Source organism: Nitratireductor sp. J20-h4, assembly GCF_056780505.1.
On sequence record NZ_CM165557.1, the window covers coordinates 439,644 to 461,411 of the forward strand.

22 protein-coding genes, 1 tRNA gene and 1 riboswitch are annotated in these 21,768 nt (G+C 66.3%); of the genes, 8 read left to right on the forward strand and 15 right to left on the reverse strand.

Annotated features, from left to right (window positions below; genetic code table 11):
- Positions 1 to 65 precede the first annotated feature (65 nt).
- A complete protein-coding gene (locus tag ACT2B0_RS02150) occupies positions 66 to 581 on the reverse strand; it encodes a GcrA family cell cycle regulator (protein ID WP_473460919.1) in 516 nt (171 codons plus the stop codon).
- A gap of 396 nt (positions 582 to 977) precedes the next feature.
- Here ACT2B0_RS02150 and ACT2B0_RS02155 point away from each other — a divergent pair, with 396 nt between their 5' ends.
- The 3 genes from ACT2B0_RS02155 to ACT2B0_RS02165 are packed head-to-tail and all read left to right on the forward strand — an operon-like array spanning position 978 to position 4,105.
- The gene (locus ACT2B0_RS02155) at positions 978 to 2,168 is read left to right on the forward strand and encodes an aspartate aminotransferase family protein (RefSeq protein WP_473460921.1); all 1,191 of its coding nucleotides are present in this window, start codon (positions 978 to 980) and stop codon (positions 2,166 to 2,168) included.
- Positions 2,161 to 3,120 (forward strand): ornithine carbamoyltransferase, encoded by a 960-nt coding sequence (gene argF, locus ACT2B0_RS02160; RefSeq protein WP_473460923.1) that lies wholly within the window; start codon positions 2,161 to 2,163, stop codon positions 3,118 to 3,120. Before ACT2B0_RS02155 ends, argF begins: the two co-directional genes overlap by 8 nt.
- A complete protein-coding gene (locus ACT2B0_RS02165; protein WP_473460925.1) occupies positions 3,113 to 4,105 on the forward strand; it encodes an Hsp33 family molecular chaperone in 993 nt (330 codons plus the stop codon). Before argF ends, ACT2B0_RS02165 begins: the two co-directional genes overlap by 8 nt.
- 22 nt (positions 4,106 to 4,127) lie before the next feature.
- On the opposite strand, the gene apaG is transcribed toward ACT2B0_RS02165, so the two are convergent.
- A complete protein-coding gene (gene apaG, locus ACT2B0_RS02170; protein WP_473466203.1) occupies positions 4,128 to 4,520 on the reverse strand; it encodes a Co2+/Mg2+ efflux protein ApaG in 393 nt (130 codons plus the stop codon).
- 142 nt (positions 4,521 to 4,662) lie between these two features.
- Here apaG and ACT2B0_RS02175 point away from each other — a divergent pair, with 142 nt between their 5' ends.
- A complete protein-coding gene (locus tag ACT2B0_RS02175; RefSeq protein WP_473466205.1) occupies positions 4,663 to 5,265 on the forward strand; it encodes a CDP-alcohol phosphatidyltransferase family protein in 603 nt (200 codons plus the stop codon).
- A 38-nt stretch (positions 5,266 to 5,303) separates the two neighbouring features.
- Here ACT2B0_RS02175 and ACT2B0_RS02180 read toward each other — a convergent pair whose 3' ends face one another.
- Positions 5,304 to 6,497 carry an O-succinylhomoserine sulfhydrylase gene (locus ACT2B0_RS02180; protein ID WP_473460927.1) on the reverse strand — a complete coding sequence of 398 codons (1,194 nt, stop codon included), beginning with the start codon at positions 6,495 to 6,497 and terminating at the stop codon, positions 5,304 to 5,306.
- A 44-nt stretch (positions 6,498 to 6,541) separates the two neighbouring features.
- Positions 6,542 to 6,619, reverse strand: a riboswitch (SAM riboswitch).
- A gap of 76 nt (positions 6,620 to 6,695) precedes the next feature.
- On the opposite strand from ACT2B0_RS02180, the gene ACT2B0_RS02185 reads away from it, so the two are divergent.
- Positions 6,696 to 7,808 (forward strand): 2'-deoxycytidine 5'-triphosphate deaminase, encoded by a 1,113-nt coding sequence (locus ACT2B0_RS02185; RefSeq protein WP_473460929.1) that lies wholly within the window; start codon positions 6,696 to 6,698, stop codon positions 7,806 to 7,808.
- Positions 7,809 to 7,833: 25 nt separating this feature from the next.
- Here ACT2B0_RS02185 and ACT2B0_RS02190 read toward each other — a convergent pair whose 3' ends face one another.
- Complete coding sequence (locus ACT2B0_RS02190; RefSeq protein ID WP_473460931.1) at positions 7,834 to 9,009, reverse strand: dipeptidase; 1,176 nt, start codon at positions 9,007 to 9,009, stop codon at positions 7,834 to 7,836.
- Between the two features lie 49 nt (positions 9,010 to 9,058).
- Positions 9,059 to 9,847, reverse strand: coding sequence for an ion transporter (locus ACT2B0_RS02195; protein ID WP_473460933.1), 789 nt, complete (start codon positions 9,845 to 9,847; stop codon positions 9,059 to 9,061).
- 196 nt (positions 9,848 to 10,043) lie between these two features.
- On the opposite strand from ACT2B0_RS02195, the gene ACT2B0_RS02200 reads away from it, so the two are divergent.
- Together ACT2B0_RS02200 and ACT2B0_RS02205 are read left to right on the forward strand one after the other, a co-directional pair.
- A complete protein-coding gene (locus ACT2B0_RS02200) occupies positions 10,044 to 10,523 on the forward strand; it encodes a class I SAM-dependent methyltransferase (protein ID WP_473460936.1) in 480 nt (159 codons plus the stop codon).
- A gap of 68 nt (positions 10,524 to 10,591) precedes the next feature.
- Positions 10,592 to 10,666: transfer RNA gene (locus tag ACT2B0_RS02205), tRNA-Gly, on the forward strand.
- A 72-nt stretch (positions 10,667 to 10,738) separates the two neighbouring features.
- Here the strand turns inward: ACT2B0_RS02205 and ACT2B0_RS02210 are convergent.
- From ACT2B0_RS02210 to ACT2B0_RS02240, 7 genes are all read right to left on the reverse strand, one after another.
- The gene (locus ACT2B0_RS02210; RefSeq protein WP_473460939.1) at positions 10,739 to 11,836 is read right to left on the reverse strand and encodes an ABC transporter ATP-binding protein; all 1,098 of its coding nucleotides are present in this window, start codon (positions 11,834 to 11,836) and stop codon (positions 10,739 to 10,741) included.
- A 42-nt stretch (positions 11,837 to 11,878) separates the two neighbouring features.
- Positions 11,879 to 12,673 (reverse strand): sugar isomerase domain-containing protein, encoded by a 795-nt coding sequence (locus ACT2B0_RS02215; protein WP_473460942.1) that lies wholly within the window; start codon positions 12,671 to 12,673, stop codon positions 11,879 to 11,881.
- Between the two features lie 26 nt (positions 12,674 to 12,699).
- Entirely contained in the window at positions 12,700 to 13,446 is a 747-nt protein-coding gene (locus tag ACT2B0_RS02220; RefSeq protein ID WP_473460944.1) for a GntR family transcriptional regulator, read from the reverse strand.
- A complete protein-coding gene (locus ACT2B0_RS02225; RefSeq protein ID WP_473460947.1) occupies positions 13,443 to 14,315 on the reverse strand; it encodes an ROK family protein in 873 nt (290 codons plus the stop codon). Before ACT2B0_RS02225 ends, ACT2B0_RS02220 begins: the two co-directional genes overlap by 4 nt.
- On the reverse strand, positions 14,312 to 15,181 hold the full coding sequence (locus tag ACT2B0_RS02230) for a carbohydrate ABC transporter permease (RefSeq protein ID WP_473460949.1): 870 nt from the start codon (positions 15,179 to 15,181) through the stop codon (positions 14,312 to 14,314). The genes ACT2B0_RS02225 and ACT2B0_RS02230 overlap by 4 nt, the downstream gene beginning before the upstream one ends.
- Positions 15,178 to 16,068 (reverse strand): carbohydrate ABC transporter permease, encoded by an 891-nt coding sequence (locus ACT2B0_RS02235; protein ID WP_473460952.1) that lies wholly within the window; start codon positions 16,066 to 16,068, stop codon positions 15,178 to 15,180. Before ACT2B0_RS02235 ends, ACT2B0_RS02230 begins: the two co-directional genes overlap by 4 nt.
- 75 nt (positions 16,069 to 16,143) lie before the next feature.
- Positions 16,144 to 17,442 carry an extracellular solute-binding protein gene (locus ACT2B0_RS02240; protein ID WP_473460955.1) on the reverse strand — a complete coding sequence of 433 codons (1,299 nt, stop codon included), beginning with the start codon at positions 17,440 to 17,442 and terminating at the stop codon, positions 16,144 to 16,146.
- Positions 17,443 to 17,770: 328 nt separating this feature from the next.
- Here ACT2B0_RS02240 and asnB point away from each other — a divergent pair, with 328 nt between their 5' ends.
- Complete coding sequence (gene asnB, locus ACT2B0_RS02245) at positions 17,771 to 19,288, forward strand: asparagine synthase (glutamine-hydrolyzing) (protein WP_473460958.1); 1,518 nt, start codon at positions 17,771 to 17,773, stop codon at positions 19,286 to 19,288.
- A gap of 12 nt (positions 19,289 to 19,300) precedes the next feature.
- Here asnB and ACT2B0_RS02250 read toward each other — a convergent pair whose 3' ends face one another.
- From ACT2B0_RS02250 to kce, 3 genes are read right to left on the reverse strand one after another with little or no spacing between them, the layout of a single operon-like run.
- Entirely contained in the window at positions 19,301 to 20,326 is a 1,026-nt protein-coding gene (locus ACT2B0_RS02250; RefSeq protein ID WP_473460961.1) for an SMP-30/gluconolactonase/LRE family protein, read from the reverse strand.
- A gap of 1 nt (position 20,327) precedes the next feature.
- Complete coding sequence (locus ACT2B0_RS02255) at positions 20,328 to 20,819, reverse strand: OsmC-related (seleno)protein (RefSeq protein WP_473460964.1); 492 nt, start codon at positions 20,817 to 20,819, stop codon at positions 20,328 to 20,330.
- Entirely contained in the window at positions 20,819 to 21,757 is a 939-nt protein-coding gene (gene kce / locus ACT2B0_RS02260; protein ID WP_473460967.1) for a 3,5-dioxohexanoate:acetyl-CoA acetone transferase, read from the reverse strand. The genes ACT2B0_RS02255 and kce overlap by 1 nt, the downstream gene beginning before the upstream one ends.
- Between the last annotated feature and the right edge of the window lie 11 nt (positions 21,758 to 21,768).

A 21,768-nucleotide genomic window follows, 5' to 3' on the forward strand; every position in this document is an offset into this window, starting at 1 on the left:
CAGCCCGCACCGGTCGAGGCGCAGCAAGCGCAATTTTGAGAGAACGCGGTCGCCCCGCGCCTCGGTCAACGCTGGCGACGACGCTCGGAGGCCGGTTGAAAGGCAAGGCGGGAGTGGTAGGTGCAATAGGGGCCGCTTTCGCCCGTTTCATTGCCGCAGAAGTGGAAATCCTCATGCAGCGGATCGCCGTTCGGCCATTTGCATGTCCGCTCGGTCAGGTCGGCCAGCGACAGGCGGCGCGAGATCGGCACCACGACATTCTCGGCCGGCCGCGGCATGGGACGCGGGGCGGCGTCGGCGTCGAGGGCCGTGTTGAGCGCGGTGGCGCCCACCGTTTGCGGCAGCACGCGCGCGCCCGACGACCGCGGCGCGGGCTTGCCGGCGGCGCCGGGGCGCGCGGTCTTCTTCGTCCGGTTTGGCGCGGCCGAAGCGCGACCGCGGCTGGAAAGCTTCAGACGATGAACCTTGCCGATCACGGCGTTGCGGCTGACGCCGCCCAGCTGGGCCGCGATCTGGCTGGCGCTGAGGCCTTCCGCCCACAGCTTCTTCAGCAGTTCGACCCTTTCATCCGTCCAGTTCATCCGCTTACGCTCCTGGTGTCTTCGGGTGGCGGAATCGGAATCGTTCCTCGCCCTGGCAAGTTCCAGGAGGACACGAAATGTACCCGGTGAGATTGTCCGCCGCACGAAATGTAGTTTTTTCTTACCCCCAAACTACAATAGCGGCTGACTCCGTGACAAGAGTCGGGCCGGTTTGCTGAATCCTATTTTGCGGTTTTCCCCAACTTGCCGCCGGCAGTCGGGCCCGACGGGATTCCGGCCCGGTCCCGCGCCTGGCCGCAACATTGACTCCGGCGGCAAAAAAACCGATATGCTGACGGTGCGGCCGCCCGGAGGGCGGCTTTTTGATTTGGTGGCCACGGCCGGTATTTGCAAGGCTTTGCGGCCGATCCGAAACGTGGAACGGAGCGTGCGTTCATGACTGGTTCAGCGCTGTACGAGACATTTGCACGGGCCCCGCTCGCCTTCGAGCGCGGCGAGGGCAGCTGGCTGATCACGTCGGACGGCGAGCGCTTTCTCGACTTCGCCGCCGGCATCGCGGTGAATTCGCTCGGACATTCCCATCCACATCTGGTCGCCGCCCTTGGCGAGCAGGCCGGCAAGCTGTGGCACGTTTCCAATCTTTACGAGATTCCCGGCCAGAGCCGGCTCGGCGAGCAGCTGACGCAAAACACCTTCGCCGACAAGGTGTTTTTCACCAATTCCGGTGCGGAGGCGCTGGAATGTGCGATCAAGACGGCGCGGCGTTATCATTATGTCGCCGGCCGGCCGGAGCGCAATCGCATCATCACCATCGAAGGCGCCTTTCACGGTCGCACGCTGGCCACGATCGCAGCCGGCGGCCAGAAGAAATATCTGGAGGGGTTCGCCCCCAATGTCGATGGCTTCGACCAGGTGCCGTTCGGCGACCTAGAGGCGCTGACAAGCGCGATTACGCCGGCAACGGCAGCCATCCTCGTCGAGCCGGTCCAGGGCGAGGGCGGTATTCGCACCGTCCCCAACGACATGCTCAAAGCCATGCGCGACCTGTGCGACAAGCACGGCATTCTGCTCATCCTCGACGAGGTCCAGTGCGGCGTCGGGCGCACGGGGCGGCTTTTCGCCCATGAATGGGCCGGCATCGAACCCGATATCATGGCGATCGCCAAGGGCATTGGCGGTGGCTTTCCGCTCGGCGCCTGTCTGGCGACCGACGACGCCGCAACGGGCATGACGGCGGGCGTCCACGGCACCACGTTCGGCGGCAATCCGCTGGCCATGGCGGTCGGCAACGCCGTTCTCGATATCGTGCTGGAGGACGGTTTTCTGGACGAGGTCAGCCGCAAGTCCCTGCTCTTGCGCCAGGGCCTGGCCGAACTCGTCGACGCCTTTCCGGCCGTGTTCGAGGACTTCCGCGGCACCGGGCTCATGCTGGGGCTGAAATGCCGGCAACCCAATGCCGCCGTCACGCTGGCTTTCCGCGCCGAAAACCTGCTGACGGTTCCCGGCGGCGACAATGTGGTCAGGCTGTTGCCGCCGCTGACGGTGTCGGACGAGGAAATCCGCCTTGCGCTCGGCCATATGCACGATGCCGCCGAAAAGCTGGCCAAGGTGGCCGTCGATGCCTGACGTGACGCAAGACGCCCGGAGCGCGGGGCGCCCGCACCACTTCACCGACCTGTCGGCGCTGCCGCCGGCGACCCTGCGCGCCATTCTCGAGGACGCGAAAGCCCGCAAGGCGGTGCTGAAATCGGGTGCGCGCGAGCGGCCGTTCGAAGGCAGGGTCATGGCGATGATCTTCGACAAGCCCTCGACCAGGACCAGGGTGTCGTTCGATGTCGGCATGCGCCAGCTCGGCGGCGAGACGATCATGCTGACGGGAACCGAGATGCAGCTCGGCCGCAGCGAGACGATCGCCGATACCGCGAAGGTGCTGTCGCGTTATGTCGACCTGATCATGATCCGCACGACCTCGCACGAGCGTCTGGTGGAGATGTCGGCCAATGCGACCGTGCCGGTGATCAACGGCCTGACCGACGACACCCATCCCTGCCAGATCATGGCCGACATCCTGACGTTCGAGGAGCATCGCGGCCCGGTCAAGGGCCGGCTGTTCGCCTGGACCGGCGACGGCAACAACGTGCTTCATTCCCTCATCGAGGCGGCCGCACGCTTTCAGTTCGCGCTTAACATCGCCGTTCCCGCCGGCTCGGAGCCGGAGCCGTCCTATGTCGCCTGGGCGCGCGGCGAGGGCGCCAGGATCGCCTTCCATAACAAGCCCGAGGACGCCGTGCGCGATGCCGATTGCGTCGTCACCGACACCTGGGTGTCGATGGGCCAGGAGCACCGCGCTCGCGGACACAATGTTTTCGTGCCCTATCAGGTCAACGAAGCGCTGATGAAGCACGCCAAGCCCGACGCGCTGTTCATGCATTGCCTGCCGGCGCACCGCGGCGAGGAAGTGACCGACGCGGTCATCGACGGGCCGAATTCGGTGGTGTTCGACGAGGCGGAAAACCGGCTGCATGCGCAAAAAGCGGTGATTGCCTGGTGCCTTGCGGGGACGGGCGCCGGTGAGTGAACGACTGAAGCTCGGCGATTTCGGTCATGCCGGCGACGACGTCATCGTGCCGTTCCAGGTCGAGGCGCTGGACGTGCGCGGTCGGGCGGTGCAGTTGGGCCCGATGCTCGACACCATGCTCGGGCGCCACGACTATCCTGAGCCCGTGGCGCGGCTGCTGGCCGAATGCGTGGTGCTGACGGCGCTTCTGGGCAGCTCGCTCAAATTCGACGGCAAGCTTATCCTGCAGACCCAGTCCGACGGACCGGTCGACATGCTGGTTGCCGATTTCGCCGCGCGCGGCTCGATGCGCGCCTATGCCCGTTTCGACGAGGCCAGGCTCGCCCGCGCGCAGAAGGAGGGACACACCACACCCGAGCAATTGCTGGGTACCGGCGTGCTGGCCATGACGATCGACCAGGGCACGCACATGCAGCGTTATCAGGGCGTCGTCCAGCTTGACGGCACCTCGCTGGAGGAGGTCGCGCGCACCTATTTCAGGCAGTCGGAACAGATTCCCACCGAGGTGCGGCTGTCGGTCGCCCGCCAGGTCCTGCCGGAGGCCGGAGGCAGGTCATCGTGGCGCGCCGGCGGTATGCTGGCGCAGTTCCTGCCCGAGGCGCCCGACCGCATGCGCCTGCCCGACCTGCCGGGCGGCGACGGCGAAAGCGATGCCGCCGAGCCGGTGCATCTCGACGATGCCTGGGCCGAGCTGCTGGCGCTGTTTTCGACCATCGAGCCGGACGAACTGTTCGATCCCACGATCGGCACCGAACGGCTGCTTTATCGGCTGTTCCATGAGCGCGGTGTCGTCGTGTTCCCCGGCCAGGCCGTCGCCGACGACTGTTCGTGTTCGCGCGAAAAGATCAGCGCCATCCTCGACGGGTTCTCCGACGACGAAATCGCCGAGAGCGTCGAAGACGGCGAAATCCGCGTCAACTGCGAGTTCTGCTCCAAGGAATACAGCTTCGACCCGGCAGAATTCACAGGCGCCGACGGCGAGTGAAAACAGCACCGTTCACGCCCGTTCAATTCAGCGTGCGTGTGTCGTCGGGCAGGTCGAGCGAGAAGGCTGGAATGTCGATGTCGAACATGGCGCCGGCCGCGTCGCGCATCGTATAGCGGCCGGTCATGATGCCCGAAGGCGTGGAAAGCGGGCAGCCCGACGTATACTGGAAACTGTCGCCGGGCCCGAGCTGCGGCTGTTCGCCGACGACGCCGGCCCCTCGGACTTCCTCGACACGTCCCTCCCCATCGGTAATGTGCCAGTAGCGCGACAGAAGCTGCACCGGCACCTGCGAGTTGTTGGCGATCGTGACCCGATAGGCCCAGACATAGCGCGATTGTGAGGGGTCGGAGCGCTCATCGAGATAGAAAGGCTCCACGCGCACCTCTATGTTTCGCGTTACCGTCTGGTACATCATCGAGGCTCCCGAACGTTCATGCACAGAATCCTTGCCGAGCCGGCCCGATGGGTCAAGCCGCGATCCGCACACACGCCCCGGAACGCATTGTTTCTACCCCCGCGGCAGTTTGGCCGGTCGGGCGGCCGGGATGTCGGTCGTGCTTGACGGCTGGGTCAAGCCGCGGCTCGATCCGGTACTCGACCGGCTCGCCAGAAAACTGGCCGCGACCGGCGTCGGCGCCGACACCGTCACGGTGGTGGCCTGCGCGGTCGGGCTCGCGGCGACCGGCGCGATCGCCTTCGGTTATCTCTGGTCCGGGCTGGCGCTTTTGCTGATCAGCCGTCTGGGCGACGGTCTGGACGGGGCCGTGGCGCGGCTCGAGGGCAAGACCGATTATGGCGGCTTCCTCGACATCGTGCTCGACTTCGTCTTTTACGGAGCGATCCCGCTCGGCTTCGTGCTGCTCGACCCGGCGGCCAACGCGGTCGCCGGCGCGGTGCTGATCTTCACCTTCTATATCAACGGCGCGAGCTTTCTGGCGTTCGCCGTCATGGCTGAACGACGCGGGCTGTCGAGCGACGCGCGTGGCGAAAAATCGATCTTTTTCACCACCGGGCTTGCGGAAGCGACCGAAACGATCCTGCTTTTCGTCGCTTTCTGCCTTCTGCCGGCCAGTTTTGCCACGCTTTCCTATGTCTTCGCGGCGTTGACGGCCTATACGGCCGTCTCGCGCATCGTTCTGGCCAGGCGCAGCTTCTGAACCGTCCGTGAAGCCGCGACCGCCACGGGCCGCGAGGATCAGGCCGCCTGGGCGAGAGCCCGGTCGAGATCGTCGATCAGGTCGTCGGCGTCTTCGAGGCCGACCGAAAGCCTGACCGTGCCCGCATTGATGCCGAGTTCCAGCCGCGCCGCCTCGGCGAGGTTCTTGTGCGTGGTCGTCGCCGGGTGGGTAATCAGGCTCTTGGCGTCGCCGAGATTGTTTGAGATGCGGATCAGATCCAGCCCGTTCTGGAAGGAAAAGGCCGCCCGCTTGCCGCCCTTGACATCGAAGCAGATCAGGGTCGAGCCGCCCGTCATCTGCCGCGCGATGATGTCGGCCTGCGGGTGGTCGTTGCGGCCGGGATAGATGATGCGCTCGACGGCAGGGTGGCAGGCGAGATGCCCCGCGATCCGGGCAGCGCTTTCCGTCTGCTGGCGTACCCGCAACGGTAGCGTTTCCAGCCCTTTGAGCAGCGTCCAGGCGTTGAACGGCGACAGGCTCGGCCCGGTATGGCGGAAATAGTCGTGCAGCTTCTCGTCGATCCAGGCCTTGTCCGACAGCACGACGCCGCCCAGGCAGCGGCCCTGGCCGTCAATATGCTTGGTTGCCGAATAGACCACCACATGCGCGCCGAGCGCGAGCGGCTTTTGCTGCAGCGGGGTGGCGAACACGTTGTCGACCACCAGCCGCGCACCGCTCTCATTGGCGATCTCGGCAACGGCGGCGATGTCGATCACCTCGAGCGTCGGATTGGTCGGGCTTTCGAGGAAGAACAGCCGTGTGTTGGCGCGCACCGCGTTTTTCCATGCGTCGATGTCGGTGCCGTCCACCAGCGTCGTCTCGATGCCGTATTTCGGCATCAGCGTTTCCACGATCCAGCGGCACGAGCCGAACAAGGCCCGCGCGGCGACGACGTGATCGCCGGCACCGAGCGAGCACAGCAGCGCCGCCGCCACCGCCGCCATGCCGGAGGCCGTTGCCCTGGCCTCTTCGGCACCCTCCAGTTCGCACATGCGCCGTTCGAACATGTCGACCGTCGGGTTGGCATAACGCGAATAGATGAAGCCGGGCGCCTCGCCCTTGAAGCGCGCTTCGGCCGCCTCGGCGCTGTCGTAGACGAAACCTTGCGTCAAATAGAGCGCCTCGGAGGTTTCGCCAAAGGCTGAACGCTGCGTTCCGCCGTGGACCAGCGCGGTCGCGGGTTTCCAGTTGCGCTTCGTTTCGCTTGTCATGGCGGTACCTCGAACACAAAAAAACCGGTCGCGGAAAGTCGCGAACCGGCTTGCGTTCGGCCCTTTAGCGACTTGTTTAACGTGGCTGCAAGCCGACCGGCCAAATCACCACGGGATAAGTGTCCAATAAACGCCCGCCGGCCTTGCGTCAACAATTTGCTCCGCTAATGCTCGCCGCGCCCGAAACATGACTGTCGATTGGCCCGGGAGCCGCCGACCTTGCGCAAGACTGGCATTCTGCCCGATCACGAGATCTCGGCCCTGTTCGAGGCCGGTGCGCTGGCCGCGCCGGTGCCGCTCGATGCCGACCAGGTCCAGCCGGCGAGCCTTGATCTGCGCCTGGGCGAGAAAGCCTATCGCGTGCGGGCGAGCTTTCTGCCCGGTCCGCGTCATCGCGTCATGGACAAGCTCGACCGGCTGAAACTGCACGAGGTCGACCTGACGGGCGGCGCGGTTCTGGAAACGGGCTGCGTCTACATTGTCCCGCTTCTGGAGGGACTGGAACTGGGCGAGGGCGTATCGGCGGCCGCCAACCCGAAAAGCTCCACCGGCCGGCTCGACATCTTCACCCGCGTCATGGCCGATTTCGGACCCGAATTCGACAAGATCCCCGCCGGCTACAAGGGCCCGCTCTATCTCGAGGTCAGTCCGCGCACCTTTCCGATCGTCGTGCGCACCGGCTCGCGGCTGTCGCAGATACGCTTCCGGCGCGGCCGGGCGGCGCTCGACGAGAACGCGCTCCTTGCCCTGCACGACGCCGAAACGCTGGTCGCCTCCGACACGCCCAACATCACCGGCGGCGGCATCGCGCTGTCGATCGACCTCGAAGGGGCGGGCGGGGACGGTGGCCTGATCGGCTACCGGGCCAAGCATCACACCGCGCTGATCGATGTCGACCAGCGCGCCGCCCACGATGTCGCCGATTTCTGGGAACCGCTCGACATTCGCGACCGGCGCGAACTGATCCTCGATCCCGACGAGTTCTACATTCTGGTCTCGCGCGAGGCCGTCCATGTTCCGCCTGGCTACGCCGCCGAGATGACGCCGTTCGATCCGCTGGTCGGCGAGTTCCGCGTCCACTACGCCGGCTTCTTCGACCCCGGTTTCGGCCATTCGGCCGCCGGCGGCACTGGCAGCCGCGCCGTTCTGGAAGTGCGCAGCCACGAAGTGCCGTTCATCCTCGAGCACGGCCAGGTCGTCGGCCGGCTGGTCTACGAGCACATGGCCTCCGCGCCCGGCGCGCTCTACGGCGCCGATCTCGGCTCGAACTATCAGGCCCAGGGGCTGAAACTGTCGAAGCACTTTCGCTGAGCAGGCACACTGACGAAGGCGGCGCTCAGTCGGGGAGGAGCTCCATCAAAAGTCTGATCTGGTTGCCGCCCATCACCCGTGCGATATCCTGTTCGCCCAGGCCTTCGGCGAGCAAAGCTTCGGTCAGGAGCGGCAGGCCGGTCGTGTCGAACGGCACGTCGACGGCGCCGTCATAGTCGGAACCGAGGCCGACATGCTCGGCCCCGATCAGGTCGATCACGTATTTCTGCGCCCGGGCGATCGCGGCCGGATCGGTGCCGCACACCGCCGTGTCCCAATAGCCGATGCCGACCAGCCCGCCATTTGCGGCGATGGCGCGCAATTGCCCGTCGCTCAAATTGCGGTTGTTGTCGCAGGTCCCCTTGACCCCGCCATGCGACACCACGACCGGCCGGGTCGCCATGGCCAGCACCTCGTCGATCTGTTTTTGCGACCCGTGCGCGATGTCGACGATCATGCCGAGCTCCTCCATGCGCGCGATCATCTTCCGGCCGGCCTCCGTCAGGCCGCCCTTGTCGACGCCGTGGGCCGAGCCGGCCATTTCATTGTCGAAGAAATGGGTTGGCGCCATCATCCTGTAGCCGGCGGAAAACATGGCGTCGACATTGGCGGGGTCGCCCTCCAGAACCTGCGCGCCCTCGATGCCGAGAATGCCGGCGACGATCTCCGGTTCGGATTTGCGGCGTTCGAGAAACGCCGTCAGATCGGCCTTGGTCTTGACGATGACGAAGCGGCCGTTCGAGGCGTCCGCCATCGCATGCAGCCTTTCGGCCTGGTAGAGCGCGCGCTGCTTGAGGCTGAACCAGGTGCGTAGCGGCCAGCGCTGGCCGATGGCGAGCCAGGTGACGTTGTCGCTGTCGCCGGCGTTGCGCTCGATATTGAGGCCGCGCGGGGTCTTTGAAACCAGGGTGAACATCTGCACGGCGACATTGCCCTCGATCAGGCGGGGGATGTCGACATGGCCGCGCTCGCCGCGTTCGAGCAGGTCGCGGCCCCACAAAAGCGAGTCCGCGTGCATGTCGGCGACCACCAGCGTCTCATGCAGGCGCCGGGCCGCCTCCGTCGCCTCGTAAGGCGGCGCAACCAGCACCTGGTTCATCGAGCGCTCGACCATCGCAGGCGCGACGAAAAAGAAGATGCCGAGCCCGATCGCCGCGACGAGCAGCGCGGCGGCGGCGGCGATTTTCAGGATTCGGCGCATCGATCGTCCCCTTCGGCGCTGGCGGTTCGCGACCCGAGGGGCCGGCGCGTCAAGTCTTGCTCGTTTCGGCGCGCTGGCGCAACTCCGCGCGCAGCGCCCGGATCTCGGCCAGGATCAGTTCCTGCTCGTTCTGCAGGGCCTGGCGCTCGGCCGTCGCCTCGGCGTCGTGTTCCTCCTGCATGGCCGAGACGATGATGCCGATGAACAGGTTGAGCACGGTGAAGGTGGTCGACACGATGAAGGGGATGAAGAACAGCCACGCCCAGGGGAAGACCTCCATCACCGGCCGCACGATGCCCATCGACCAGCTTTCCAGCGTCATGATCTGGAACAGCGAATAGGCCGACAGCGCGATGGTGCCGAACCAGTCGGGAAAGGCCGCGCCGAACAGCTTGGTCGCCATGACCGAAAACACGTAATAGACCAGCGACAGCAGCAGCATGATCGACCCCATGCCCGGCAGGGCGGCGATCAGCCCGCCGACGACGCGGCGCAGCGACGGCACCATGCCGATGATCCTGAGCACGCGCAGGATGCGCAGCGCGCGCAGCACCGACAGGCCGCCGGTCGCCGGCATCAGCGCGATCCCGACCACCACCAGGTCGAAGATGCGCCACGGGTCGCGGAAAAAATCGGTCCGATAGACGGCGAAGCGGGCCAGCAGTTCGACGACGAAAGCCGTCAAGATCGCCCGGTCGAGCACCACCAGAAGCGGACCGATGGCGTTCATCGCGCGCTGCGACGTCTCCAGCCCCAGCGTCACCGCGTTGACGACGATCAGGACGGTGATGGCGAGATCGAAGCGGCGGGATTCGATCAAGGATTTGAGCTGGTTCACGGCGTCGGGCTCCGGCTGGGTGGTAAGGTCGGCATGGCGGTCGCATCGGACCGTTGCTGCCAGATAGGGGCTCGCCCGCGTCGTGGCCAGAGCCGTTGCGAATTATCATCGTGTCTTCACGTCCGCCGCCGGCCTGTGCGATGCTGGCCGGCGCGGGCCCGGCCCCGGCATTGCCCTTCGACCGCGAGACAATCGAATGAGCCGCCTCGACTCCTTCATCCGCCGCATGAGCGCGCAGCGCGATCTGCTCAATGAGGCGGCGCGTCGGATCGCCGAAATCGACGGGCCGGTGGTGGAGCTGGGGCTCGGCAACGGCCGCACCTTCGACCATCTGCGCACCCTGTTCCCGCAACGCCGTATTCTCGTCTTCGACCGCAAGATGTCGGCCTTCGCCGCATCGCGGCCGGCGCCGGAGGATTTCATCGAGGGCGAGATCCGCGAGCGCGCCGCCGCCTTTGCCGGCATCGGCGCAGCACTCGTCCATTGCGACATCGCCACCGGCTATGCCGAGGCCGACGACGCCACCATCGCCTGGCTTGCCGGCGCCGTCGCGCCGCTGCTGCGCCCCGGCGGTTTGGCCGTCAGCGGCATGCCGCTCGAGCACAACGGTCTGGAGGCGCTCGCCCTTCCGCCCGGCGTGGCCGAGGGGCGTTATTTTTTCTACAGGCGGCGTTGACGGCGGCGGCGTTGGTGTAGCGATTCCGCTTGACGCACGCCCGCCGCTCGCCGATTAATGGCGCGAATGCGGGCGTAGTTCAGAGGTAGAACGCAAGCTTCCCAAGCTTGATGTCGTGGGTTCGATTCCCATCGCCCGCTCCAAATTCACGGATTTCGAACGCGTCTTGCCACCTCGTCCGCACGCTTGTGTCCGCGAGCGGGGCGCGGCGATGGTTACGGTTCGCGCCTGGCGACCGCCTTGCCGTTGCGGTCGAACAGATGCGTCTTGCCGGCAACAAGGTCGAGCGCGACCGGGGCGCCGGGCGCAAAGCGCCGTTCGGGCGGCGCCTTGGCCACAAGCGTTGCGCCCGATTGCGTCTCCACCTCCAAGAGCGTCTGGTCGCCGAGCCGTTCGACCAGGCGCACCGTTGCCAGCAGGTCGCCATTTGCGCCGGCGGCGGGAACGAGATGTTCGGGCCGGATGCCGAGCGTGACCGGCGCGCCCGGCGCAAGACCCTGCATGTCGCGATCGGCCACCAGCAACTCGCCGGTTTCGGGACTGCTGACGCGCAGGCCGCCCGCGTCGGGGCCGACGATCTCGGCGGCAAGGAAATTCATCTTCGGCGAGCCGATGAAACCGGCCACGAACAGGTTTTGCGGCCGTTCGTAGAGTTCGATCGGCGTGCCGATCTGCTGGACGACGCCGGCGTCGAGCACGACGATGCGGTCGGCGAGCGTCATCGCCTCGACCTGGTCGTGGGTGACGTAGATCATCGTTGCGCCGAGATCGGCGTGGAGCTTGGCGATCTCGCGCCGCGTGCTGACGCGCAGCGCGGCGTCGAGATTGGACAGCGGCTCGTCGAACAGGAAGACCTGCGGATCGCGCACGATCGCGCGGCCGATCGCCACCCTTTGGCGCTGGCCGCCCGAAAGCTGGTTCGGGCGCCGGTCGAGCAGGTGTTCCATCTGCAGGATGCGCGCGGCTTCGCGCACCCTGGTCTCGATCTCCGCCTTCGGCCGGCGCGCCAGCTTCAGGCCGAAGGCCATGTTCTGGTAGACGGTCTTGTGCGGATAAAGCGCGTAGCTCTGGAACACCATGGCGATGCCGCGATCCTTCGGCGCCCGTTCATTGCAGCGCTCGCCGCCGATATAAAGATCGCCGCCGGAGATATCCTCCAGACCGGCGATCATGCGCAGCAGCGTCGATTTTCCGCAACCGGACGGACCGACAAAGACGATGAACTCGCCGTCGGCCACGTCCAGGTCGACGCCCTTGATCACCTGGACCTGGCCATAGGCCTTTTCGATACTGTCGAGCCTGACCGTTGCCATGGCGTTCCGCGCCCCTATCCAGAAGTCCCTCGCGGGGCCGGCTTACGCCGCGCCCTTCATGCGGTCCTTGAAATGACCGAGATGCTTTTGCTGCGCCTCGATCATGCGCTCGCGATACTGGCCGTAGATCAGGTCGGTGTCGGCCAGCGTCACCCCGGCGATCGTCGGCGAGGCGAAGGTCGGCAGTTCGATGCCGCGATCGGCGAGCTTTTGCGCTGTGCGCGCGATCAGTTCGTGCATCAGCATCATCGCGAGCACGGTCGAGGAGCCGGAGACCGGACGCGACCAGCCGTCCACGTTGACGATCGAATCCTCGATCGGCGCGCGCGTGTCGACGATCACGTCGGCGATGTCGCCCAGCCGCTTGCCGGACGAATGGGTTGCCGGCTTGTCGAGATTGTGGGTCGAGGTGATGGCGGCAACGAACAGGCCGCGTTTCTTGGCGTAGAGCGCCGTTTCGATACCGGAGGCGTTGCGGCCGCTATGGCCGAAGATGACGATCGAATCGCCGGGATTGAGCGGCTGGTGATCGAGGAATTTCTCGGCGTAGTTTTCGGTGCGCTCCAGCCACAGCAATTCGCGCACGCCGCCGGCGCCGAGCACGTTGTGCCACATCAGGCGCGGATCGGTGAGCGGGTTGAACCCGACATAGGAGCCGTAGCGCGGAAACGCTTCCTGGCACGGCAGCACCGAGTGGCCGGAACCGTAGAGATGGACCAGGCCGCCATCGGCGAGCGAACCGGCGAGCTTGGACGACACCGCGTCGAGGGCCGCCTGGTTGGTTTCTGCGGCCTCTTCGGCGAGTTTGATCAGGCGGCTGATGTAAAGCGTGGACATGGGTGTGATATGCCTTTCCCTTGCAGTTAAAGATGAAGACGCGAGCGGATTTCGTAGCGATCGCCGCGCATGATGGAATGGACGAATTCGAACGGGCCGATCGCGTCGCAGGTGATGCGTTCGACCACGAAGGCCGGACTGCCGGGCGCGATGCCGAGCAGGGTGGCTTCCTCTGCCGTGGCCGTGCCGACCCGGTAGACTTCCCGCGCCTCGCGCGGCGTAATCGAGAAATCGCGCTTCAGCGTTTCGTAGAGCGACGCGGCCGGCTGGTGCAGCGCCAGGAGGCCGGGCACGCGCGCGGCCGGCAGATAGGCCGTCTGCAGGCCGATCGGCGCCTCGTTGCCCAGCCGCAGGCGGCGCAGCTTGACCACCGGCTCGCCTTCGCGGATCTCCAGCGCCGTCGCAGCCTCGGGCGACGCCGCTTCCTCGCACAGATCGAGCAGGCGCGAGCCCACTTTCAGGCCGAGCCCGGCCATCTCCTGGGTGAAGCTGGTCAGGCCGCGCACGCCGGCGATCACCCGTGAGGATCGCACGAAGGTGCCGCGGCCGTGCTCGCGCCGCAGCAGGCCGGATTCTTCCATGTTGCGCAGGGCATGGCGCACGGTGATGCGGCTGACCCCGAGCAGGCTGCTCAGCCGCGCCTCGTTCGGCAATTGCATGCCGTCGGTCCAGGTGCCGTTTGCGATCAGCTCGCGCATCGCGGTTTCGGCCTGGTGCCACAGCGGCTCGGGCCGGCGCCGGTCGGGCAGGGCGGTGTTGCCGAGTTCGCTCATGCCGTCGTCTCCCACAAAGTGCTGCCGGCTGCCGCGGCCGCCGCGCCTGTGAGCGCGGCGGTGTCGCCGAGCAGGCCCGGCCGGATCTCGATCCCGCGCAGATGCGGCGGCAATTGGCGTCGCATCGCCGCCGCGACGCGGCGCTCGATCACGTCGAACCCGGCCGCCACGCCGCCGGCGACGATGACGATTTGCGGGTCGGTCAGCGCGACGGCGCCGGCAAGAGTGGCGCCGAGTGCCGCCGCCGGCCGGTCGAGCAGCGCATTGGCGGCGGCGTCGCCGGTGCGCGCGCGGGCGATCAGCGTGCCGCCGTCGGCCATGTCGTTGTTGCGTGCGATTCCGTCGAGCGCGCGCCCGGCCGCCTGCCGTTCGAGCCAGCCGGCGCGGGCGTCGCCCGGATCGTCGGGATCGGCGCAGGCCCAGCCGAACGAGGTCGCGCCGCCATGCGCGCCCCGAAGAATGCGGCCGCCGGCCAGAACCGCCGAGCCGATGCCGGTGCCGATGGCAAGCAAAAGCGCGTCGCTCGCGCCGCGCGCCGCCCCGGCGCTGGCCTCGCCCAGAAGCGTCATGTGGGCGTCGTTGCCGATCGTGACCGGCGTGCCGGGCACGAGCGTGGAACCATCCGCACCGTCGAGCCAGGGCAGGTTGGGAACCCAGGCGCAGCGCCCGCCCACCACCAGACCCGGCACCGCGAGGCCGACGCGTGCCGCCTGATGCTGCCGAACCAGCGTGCCGATCAGGGCGACGAAATCCTCCAGGCAGGCGGGGGCGGCCCAGCGGCCGACCGGCTCGAGCGCGCCGGTGCCGGCGCGCGCGATCGCGGCGCGCAGATTGGTGCCGCCGAGATCGATGGCGAGGATCGCACTCATCCCTTCACCCCGGAACTGACGATGCTGTCGACGAAGAAACGTTGCAGCAGGACGAACATCACCAGCGGCGGCAACACCGCCAGCGTGGCGCCGGCCATGACCAGATGCGTGTTCATGGCGCCGCGATTATAGGACAGGAGCCGGCTCAGGCTGATGACGATCGGATAGTCGTCGCTGTTGCCCTGCAGCACGGTCAGCGGCCACAGATAGGTGTTCCAGTGATAGACGAAGGCGAACAGGGTCAGCGCGGCAAGCGCCGGCACCACGCTCGGCGCGACGACGGAAAACACGATCCTGAGTTCCGAGGCGCCGTCGACGCGGGCCGCGTCGATCAAATCGTCCGGCACGCCGGCGATGAACTGGCGCATCAGGAAGATGCCGAAGGCGTTGGCCAGATGCGGCACGATCACGCCCAACAGGCTGGCGTTGAGGCCGATCGCCGTGACCAGCCGGTAAAGCGGGATCAAGGTGACGATCGGCGGCAGGAACATCGTAGCAATCAGCACGGCGAACAGCGCGTCGCGGCCGCGAAACCGGTATTTGGCGAAAGCGTAGCCGGCCATCAGGCTGGTGATCAGGATGCCGGCGGTGGTCACGGTTGCAATCACCGCCGAGTTCCAGAACGAGCGCCCGGCATTGATGACGTCGGCGACCTCGGCGTAGGCGTCGACACTGGGCGTTGCCGGCAGCCACACCGGCGGCACCTGCATGCTTTCGGCCGGTGTCTTGAAGCTCGACAGCACCATCCACACCAGAGGAAAGGCGGCGATCACCGCCACGATCACGATTGCCAGCCGCAGGCCGGCGGCGGCCACGTCGATGCGCACGCGCGGCCGGCGTGTCGGCACGGCGGAGCGCAGGCTCATTTCCGCTCTCCCCGGTTGGCGAAGGCAAACAGCACCACGATGACGACGATCAAGGCGAGCATCAGCATCACCGCCATCGCCGAGCCGAGCCCGCCCTGGGCGCGTTCGATGCCGACCCGGCGGATGTGATAGGTGAGCACGTTGGTGGAGCCGGCCGGCCCGCCCTGGGTGATCAGGGCCACCGGCTCGAACACCTGCACGGCGTTGATGACGGCGATGACGGCGCTGAACAGCAGCGTGCGCTTGAGAAGCGGCAGGGTGATGCCGAAAAATTCCTGCAGCCGGTTGGCGCCGTCGATCCGCGCCGCCTCGTAGAGCGCGGTCGGAATCTGCGTCAGCCCGGCAATGACCAGAACGGTGAAATAGCCGACCTGCTGCCAAACGTTCAGAAAGACGATCGACACCAGCGCGGTGTCAGGCGAAGACAGCCACGGCTGCGGGCCGAGGCCGACCCAGCCCAGCATCTGGTTGATCGGCCCCTCGCTCGGCGAATAGAGCTTCGACCAGACCAGCGCGACCGCGATCATCGGCACCATATAGGTGGAAAACAGGATGGCGCGCAGGACGTTGCCGCCGGCGACGCGACGCTGGTAGACCAGAAGGCCGAGCAGCACCGACAGCGGCAGGATGATGGTGACCGACAGCGCGGTGTAGAGCGCCGTGTTGGAAAAGGCGCGCTTGAAGTCGCGACCGACCGAAATCGGTCCGAAAATGTCGTGATAGTTGCGCAGGCCGACGAAGCGCGCGGTGGCGAACCCCGTCTGGGTCGACCAGTCGTGGAAGGACAGCCACACGGTCAGCGCCATCGGGACGATGATGAACACCCCGATCAGGCCAACCGCCGGGGCCAGCATGAGCCCGATGGGTCCTTTCGCTGTGCTGGTCATGTCCTCGTGTCCGTTCCTGCAGCGTGGCCGGGCACGAAGCCGTTGGCGCCGTGCCCGGTGTTGGCGGTTTTCAGGCTACTGGCGCGCACGCTCCAGGATCGAGCTTGCGTCCGCCTGGGCGTTGGCCTGCGCTTCCCCGGCGGTGACCTGGCCGTATTGCAGGGCTTCGATCACCTGCTGCAACGCCTCGGAGAATTCCTGCCCGCCTGGCACGACCGGGAAGGCCTTGGCGTTCGCCAGCACGTCGACATAACCGGCCAGGAAGTCGCGGTCGAGCTCGTCCTGGTAGGCCTCCACGTCGGAACTGCGCGAGGGCAGAATGCCCATCGACATCAGGATGCCCGACATCGCCGAGGCGCCGTTTTCGCCCGACTCCGGCCCGTTGATCCAGGCCAGGAAATCCCAGGCCGCTTCGCGCCTGGCATCCTCGGCACCGGCATTGACCACGGTCAGCCAGGAATAGGAGATCGAACGCGCGGTGTCGCCGCTCGGCCCGACCGGAATCGGCGCCGTGCCGATATCGGCGAAGGCGTCGCCCATGCCGGCACGCAGCGCACTTTCCCACCAGTTGGCCATGATGATCATGCCGGTATTGCCGGAGACAAAATTGTCGAGGAACGGGCCGGTCGTGTTGGCGTCGGCGGTACCCATGGCCGGATCGGTGTAACCCTCGCCGATCATCGTCTCGTAGAGGGCGAAGGTTTCGCCGGCGGCCGTGCTGTCAAGCGCCGGCTCGCCGTCAACCACCAGGTCGCCGCCATTCGAGACCAAGAGCGAGGCGAACGGATGCACCACGCCCGCCGGCCAGGAATTGATCATGCCGAAGCCCTGGCGGGTGATGCGTCCGCCCTCGGTCTTGGTGATCGCCGCGGCCGCGGCCTTCAACTCGTCCCAGGTCGCCGGCGGGCTGGCGATGCCGGCCTCCTCGAACAGAGCCTTGTTGTAGTTGAGCGCGTAGACATTGATCTCGTTCGGGATGCCGTAGACGGTGCCGTCGACGCTCGCCGCCGCGGCAATGCCCGCCGGCCATGCGGTGCCGACTTCGCCGGCGACGGCGTCCGGAGCCTTCTCGACCAGCCCGTCGCGTACCAGCTCCGGAAGCCACAGATCGTAGATGCTGGCGATCGTCGGCCCCCCGGATCCGCCGCCCTGCGAGCGAATGGTCGTCAACAGGTCGCCGAACGGAACGGCCTGGACGGTGACGGTCACGTCGGGATTGGCGCTTTGGTATTTTTCCGCCGCCGCTTCCAGCAGCGCGACCGTGTCGGGCGACCAGTGCGTCAGGTAGGATATCTCGACCGGCTCGGCGAAGGCCGCGCAGGGCAGGGCCACGGCGGCGGCGAGTGTCAGCTTGATGCGTGCCAGATGTCTCATATCGAATTCCTCCGGAAGCCTCTTTGACAGAGTGTTTGATGTGTTGGCGTGAAATTGGTTATAACAACATAATCTATTTTGCAACGATCATTTGCCACCCCGACTCCTCAAAACGCGGCTGGAGGTTCTGGCTGTGCGAAACGGCGTCGCAATCGTGTCATACGGCGTGCGCAATTCGCGCTAGGCATTGCCGTCGGCCGGTACCGGGGCAACCCGCCGTGTCCGTCGACGCCAGCGACCTGCCCGGAAGCGGATTCGGCGCCGAGGCCGCCTGTCCTTGCCCCCAAGCCTCCAGGCGGCCCAAGATTTGAACGAAGGAAAGACGATCATGTGCGGTTTTGTGTGTTTATGGAACGTCGGCGACGAGGCGCTTGCCGCCGCGATGATCGAAAAGATCGCCCATCGCGGCCCGGACGCCGTCGCCGTCACGCGCGCCCCGCACGCGCCGGTGGTGATGGCGCATTGCCGTTTGTCGATCATCGGACCGCAGGACGGCGCGCAGCCGATCCAGCAGGGCGACGATCTTCTGGTGGTCAATGGCGAGATCTACAATCATGTCGATCTGCGCGCGGTCCTCGGTGAAAGCGTCTTCGAGACCAAAAGCGATTCGGAGACGATCCTGCACCTGTCGCGCACCGCCAGCCAGCGCTGGGTGTCACAGCTCGACGGCATGTTCGCCTTCGTGCTCGCCACGCGCGGACGCATCGTCGCCGGGCGCGATCCGCTTGGTATCAAGCCGCTCTATGTCGCGCGGCTCGGCGGCGGTCTGGCGTTCGCCTCCGAGTTGAAGGCGTTCGATGGGCTGGCCGTGTCCGACATCGAGGCGATACCGCCCGGCTCACTGTTCGACAGCGGAGGGGACATGCGCCGCTGGTTCCGCATGCCGCAGGGCGCTGCCGAACCAGAGAACGGCCTCGACGAACAGGCGACATGGCGCGAATTGCGGCTGGTGCTTGAGGACGCGGTCAAGAAATGGATGGTTGCCGATGTCGAGGTCGGCGCCTTCCTGTCGGGCGGGCTCGACAGTTCCATCATCGCCGCGTTGGCGGCCAGGGCCGCGCCCGCGCGGCTGAAGACCTTTTCGGTCGGACTGCAAGGCAGCCCGGACCTCGTCGCCGCGCGGCGGGTCGCGGCCCATATCGGCAGCGCGCATTTCGAGCACGCCTTCACCCCCGACGACGTCGCGCGCGTGCTGCCGCATGTGATCTACCATCTGGAAAGCGCCGATGTGGATCTGGTGCGCAGCGCCGTGCCGACCCATTTCGCCGCCGCGCTGGCGCGCCGCCACGTCAAGGCGGTGCTGACCGGCGAGGGCGCGGACGAGCTGTTTGCCGGCTACACCTATCATCACGCCTATGTCGACCGGCCGCGCGCGCTCGCCGACGAACTGACCCGCTCGCTGGCCACCATGCACAATATCAACCTGCAGCGCGTCGACCGCATCACCATGGCCGAAAGCCTGGAGGCGCGTACGCCGTTTCTGGACCGCGATCTGATCGCCTTCGCCCAGTCGATACCCGCATCGCTGAAAATGCGCCGCACCGACCCGTCCGCGGCCGAAAGCACGGGACCGACCACGGAAAAATGGATTTTGCGCAAGGCCTGCCGGGATCTGCTGCCGCACGATCTGGTCTGGCGCAAGAAGGCGCAGTTCGACGAGGGGTCGGGCACGGTCGAGGCGCTGCGCGAAGCGCTGATGATCATGGAAGGGGCGAAAGCGCCGCTCGACCGGGTGGCCGAGGGCGCGGTCTACGAACGCCTGCTGCGCGCGCGCTACCAGGATCCCGAGCGCGTGCTGGCCAATGCCGGAAGATGGGAGGCTGGCCGGGTCGCGCTCGCGCTTTGACCCAGCACGGGTCTACGGCCGCGCGTCGTTCCAGTGCACCATCGGCAGTCCGGCGACCGGGCTGCGAAAGGATGGAATGGTGGTGCCGCGCAGCGAGCCGATATAGACCGTTTGCAGATCCGGCCCGCCGAACGTGACGCTGGCGAACCAGGGCGCGATCGTGCCGCCGCAGGCCAGCATCAGTTCCGGCGTCGCCTTGCCGGCTTCGAACGCCTCCATCAGCCGCCGGCTTGGCCCGGGATTGTCGTCGTCGAGGATGATGCGCAACTCGCCTTCCGGCGTGATCGCGAAGATGCGGTCGCTCATCACATGCGTGCCCCACAGATTGCCGTGGGCGTCGAAGGCGATGCCGTCGATGAAGGCGCCATGATCCTCGGGGCCGTAGGTCTGGCGCTGCGACAGCGTGCCGTCCTCGCCGACGCGAAAGCGGATGACCCTGCGCCCGGTGGTTTCCACGACGTAGAGCCATTCCTCCTTGGCGTCGAGGCGGATCTCGTTGGTGAAGGCGATGCCGTCGGCCACCGTGCGTACGCGCTCGCCCTCGACCAGCAGGATCGACCCGTCGCGGATCAGGCGGCCTGCCGCCTCCATCCAGTTCCTGATCTGGGTCGAGACCGTCACCCAGAGACGATCCCTGGAATCGCGCAGCACGAAATTGACCTTGCCGATCGGCTTGCCGTCGACCTGGTCGAGCAGCACTTTCGTGTCACCGTTCCGGGTCATCAGTTCGAGGCAGTCGGTGCCGAAATTGGAGATGTAGATCGAGCCGTCGCGGGCAAAAGCGAGCCCGTTCGGCAAGGTGCCTTCGGTAAAACGTCTGGCGTCGTCGGCCGCCGTTGCGAAGGCCTGGGCATGGCTTTGCGCGACCAGCTCCTGGGAGCCGTCGGGACGGATATGCATGACGCCGGAGCGCGCGTCGGCCGCCCACAGGCTGCCGTCGCGCTCGGCCAGAATGCATTCGGGTCGTTGCAGGTCGTGGCCGACGTGACGGATGTCATTCTTGGAGACGGTGAAGCCGTCGATCGGGTTGGCCGTCATCTCAGACCTCCTTCCAGCCGTCCGCGGTCTTCATGCGGTGGCGGATGGTGTTCTGCCGCCCCAGCGTCTGCTCGATGAAGCAGCCTTTCTTCGCCGCTTCGATCAGGGCGATGACCTTGTCGTCATCGTCGGGGCTGTCGATTGAGACGTCGATCTCGAAGCTGCGCGGCGCGGTTTCATAGACCCGGCCCGCAGCCTGCCAGTCCCACTGCACGCGTGTATCGACCGACAGGTCGTTCAGGGTAACGCCGAGCCGTTTGGCGAAGGCGCGGATCTGGGTCATGATGCAGCCGGTCAGACCGCCGACGAACAGCGCCAGCGGCGGCGGCGCGCTGGCATCGCCGCCATGGAAGGAGCCCTCGTCGGTCGCCATCGTGAACGGCCCTTCCTCGAAAGGCAGCACCATTTTCACGTCGAGCTCGTTGCGCATCTTGCCGGTCGCAGTACCCCGGCAGTCGAATTGCACCAAGGCCTTTTGCATCGTCGCGGCCATCAGAACTTCACCCTGTCGCCGCCCTTGAGTTCAAGGATCTCCCTGGCTTCTGCCGGCGTGGCGATGCTGTGGCCGAGCTCCTCGAGAATCTTCCGGATCTTGGCGACCTGCTCGGCATTGGATTTCGCCAGCGTGCCCCGGCCGATATGCAGCGAATCCTCGAGCCCGACGCGGACATGCCCGCCCAGCATGGCGGCCTGGGTGATGAACGGCATCTGGTAGCGGCCGGCCGCCAGCACCGACCACACATAATCGTCGCCGAACAGCCGGTCGGCGGTCTGTTTCATGAAGATGACGTTTTCCATCTCCGCGCCGATGCCGCCCAGAATGCCGAAGATCGACTGAACCAGGAAAGGCGGCTTCACCAGGCCCTGGTCGACGAAATGGGCCAGATTGTAGAGATGGCCGACATCGTAGCATTCGTGTTCGAAGCGCGTGCCGCAGCCCTCGCCGAGATGTTTGAGGATATAGGCAATGTCGCGGAACGTGTTGCGGAAGATGAAGTCGTCGCTGGCTTCCAGGAACGGCTTTTCCCAGTCGAATTTCCAGTCCTTGTATTTGCCGGCGAGCGGGTGCAGCGCGAAGTTCATCGAGCCCATGTTGAGCGAGCACAGTTCCGGCTCGGCCTCAAGCGGCGCGGCCAGCCGCTGTTCGATGGTCATGCCGAGCCCGCCGCCGGTGGTGATGTTGACCACCGCGTCGGTGGCCTGCTTGATGCGCGGCAGGAATTGCATGAACACGGCCGGGTCCGGCGTCGGCCTGCCGGTCTCGGGATCGCGGGCGTGCAGATGGATGATCGACGCGCCGGCCTCGGCCGCCTCGATCGACTGGCGCGCGATCTCGTCGGGCGTGATCGGCAGCGCGTCCGACATGGTTGGCGTGTGCACGCCGCCGGTAACCGCGCAGGTGATGATGACCTTGTCGTTCTTGCGGGCCATGGGTCTGATCC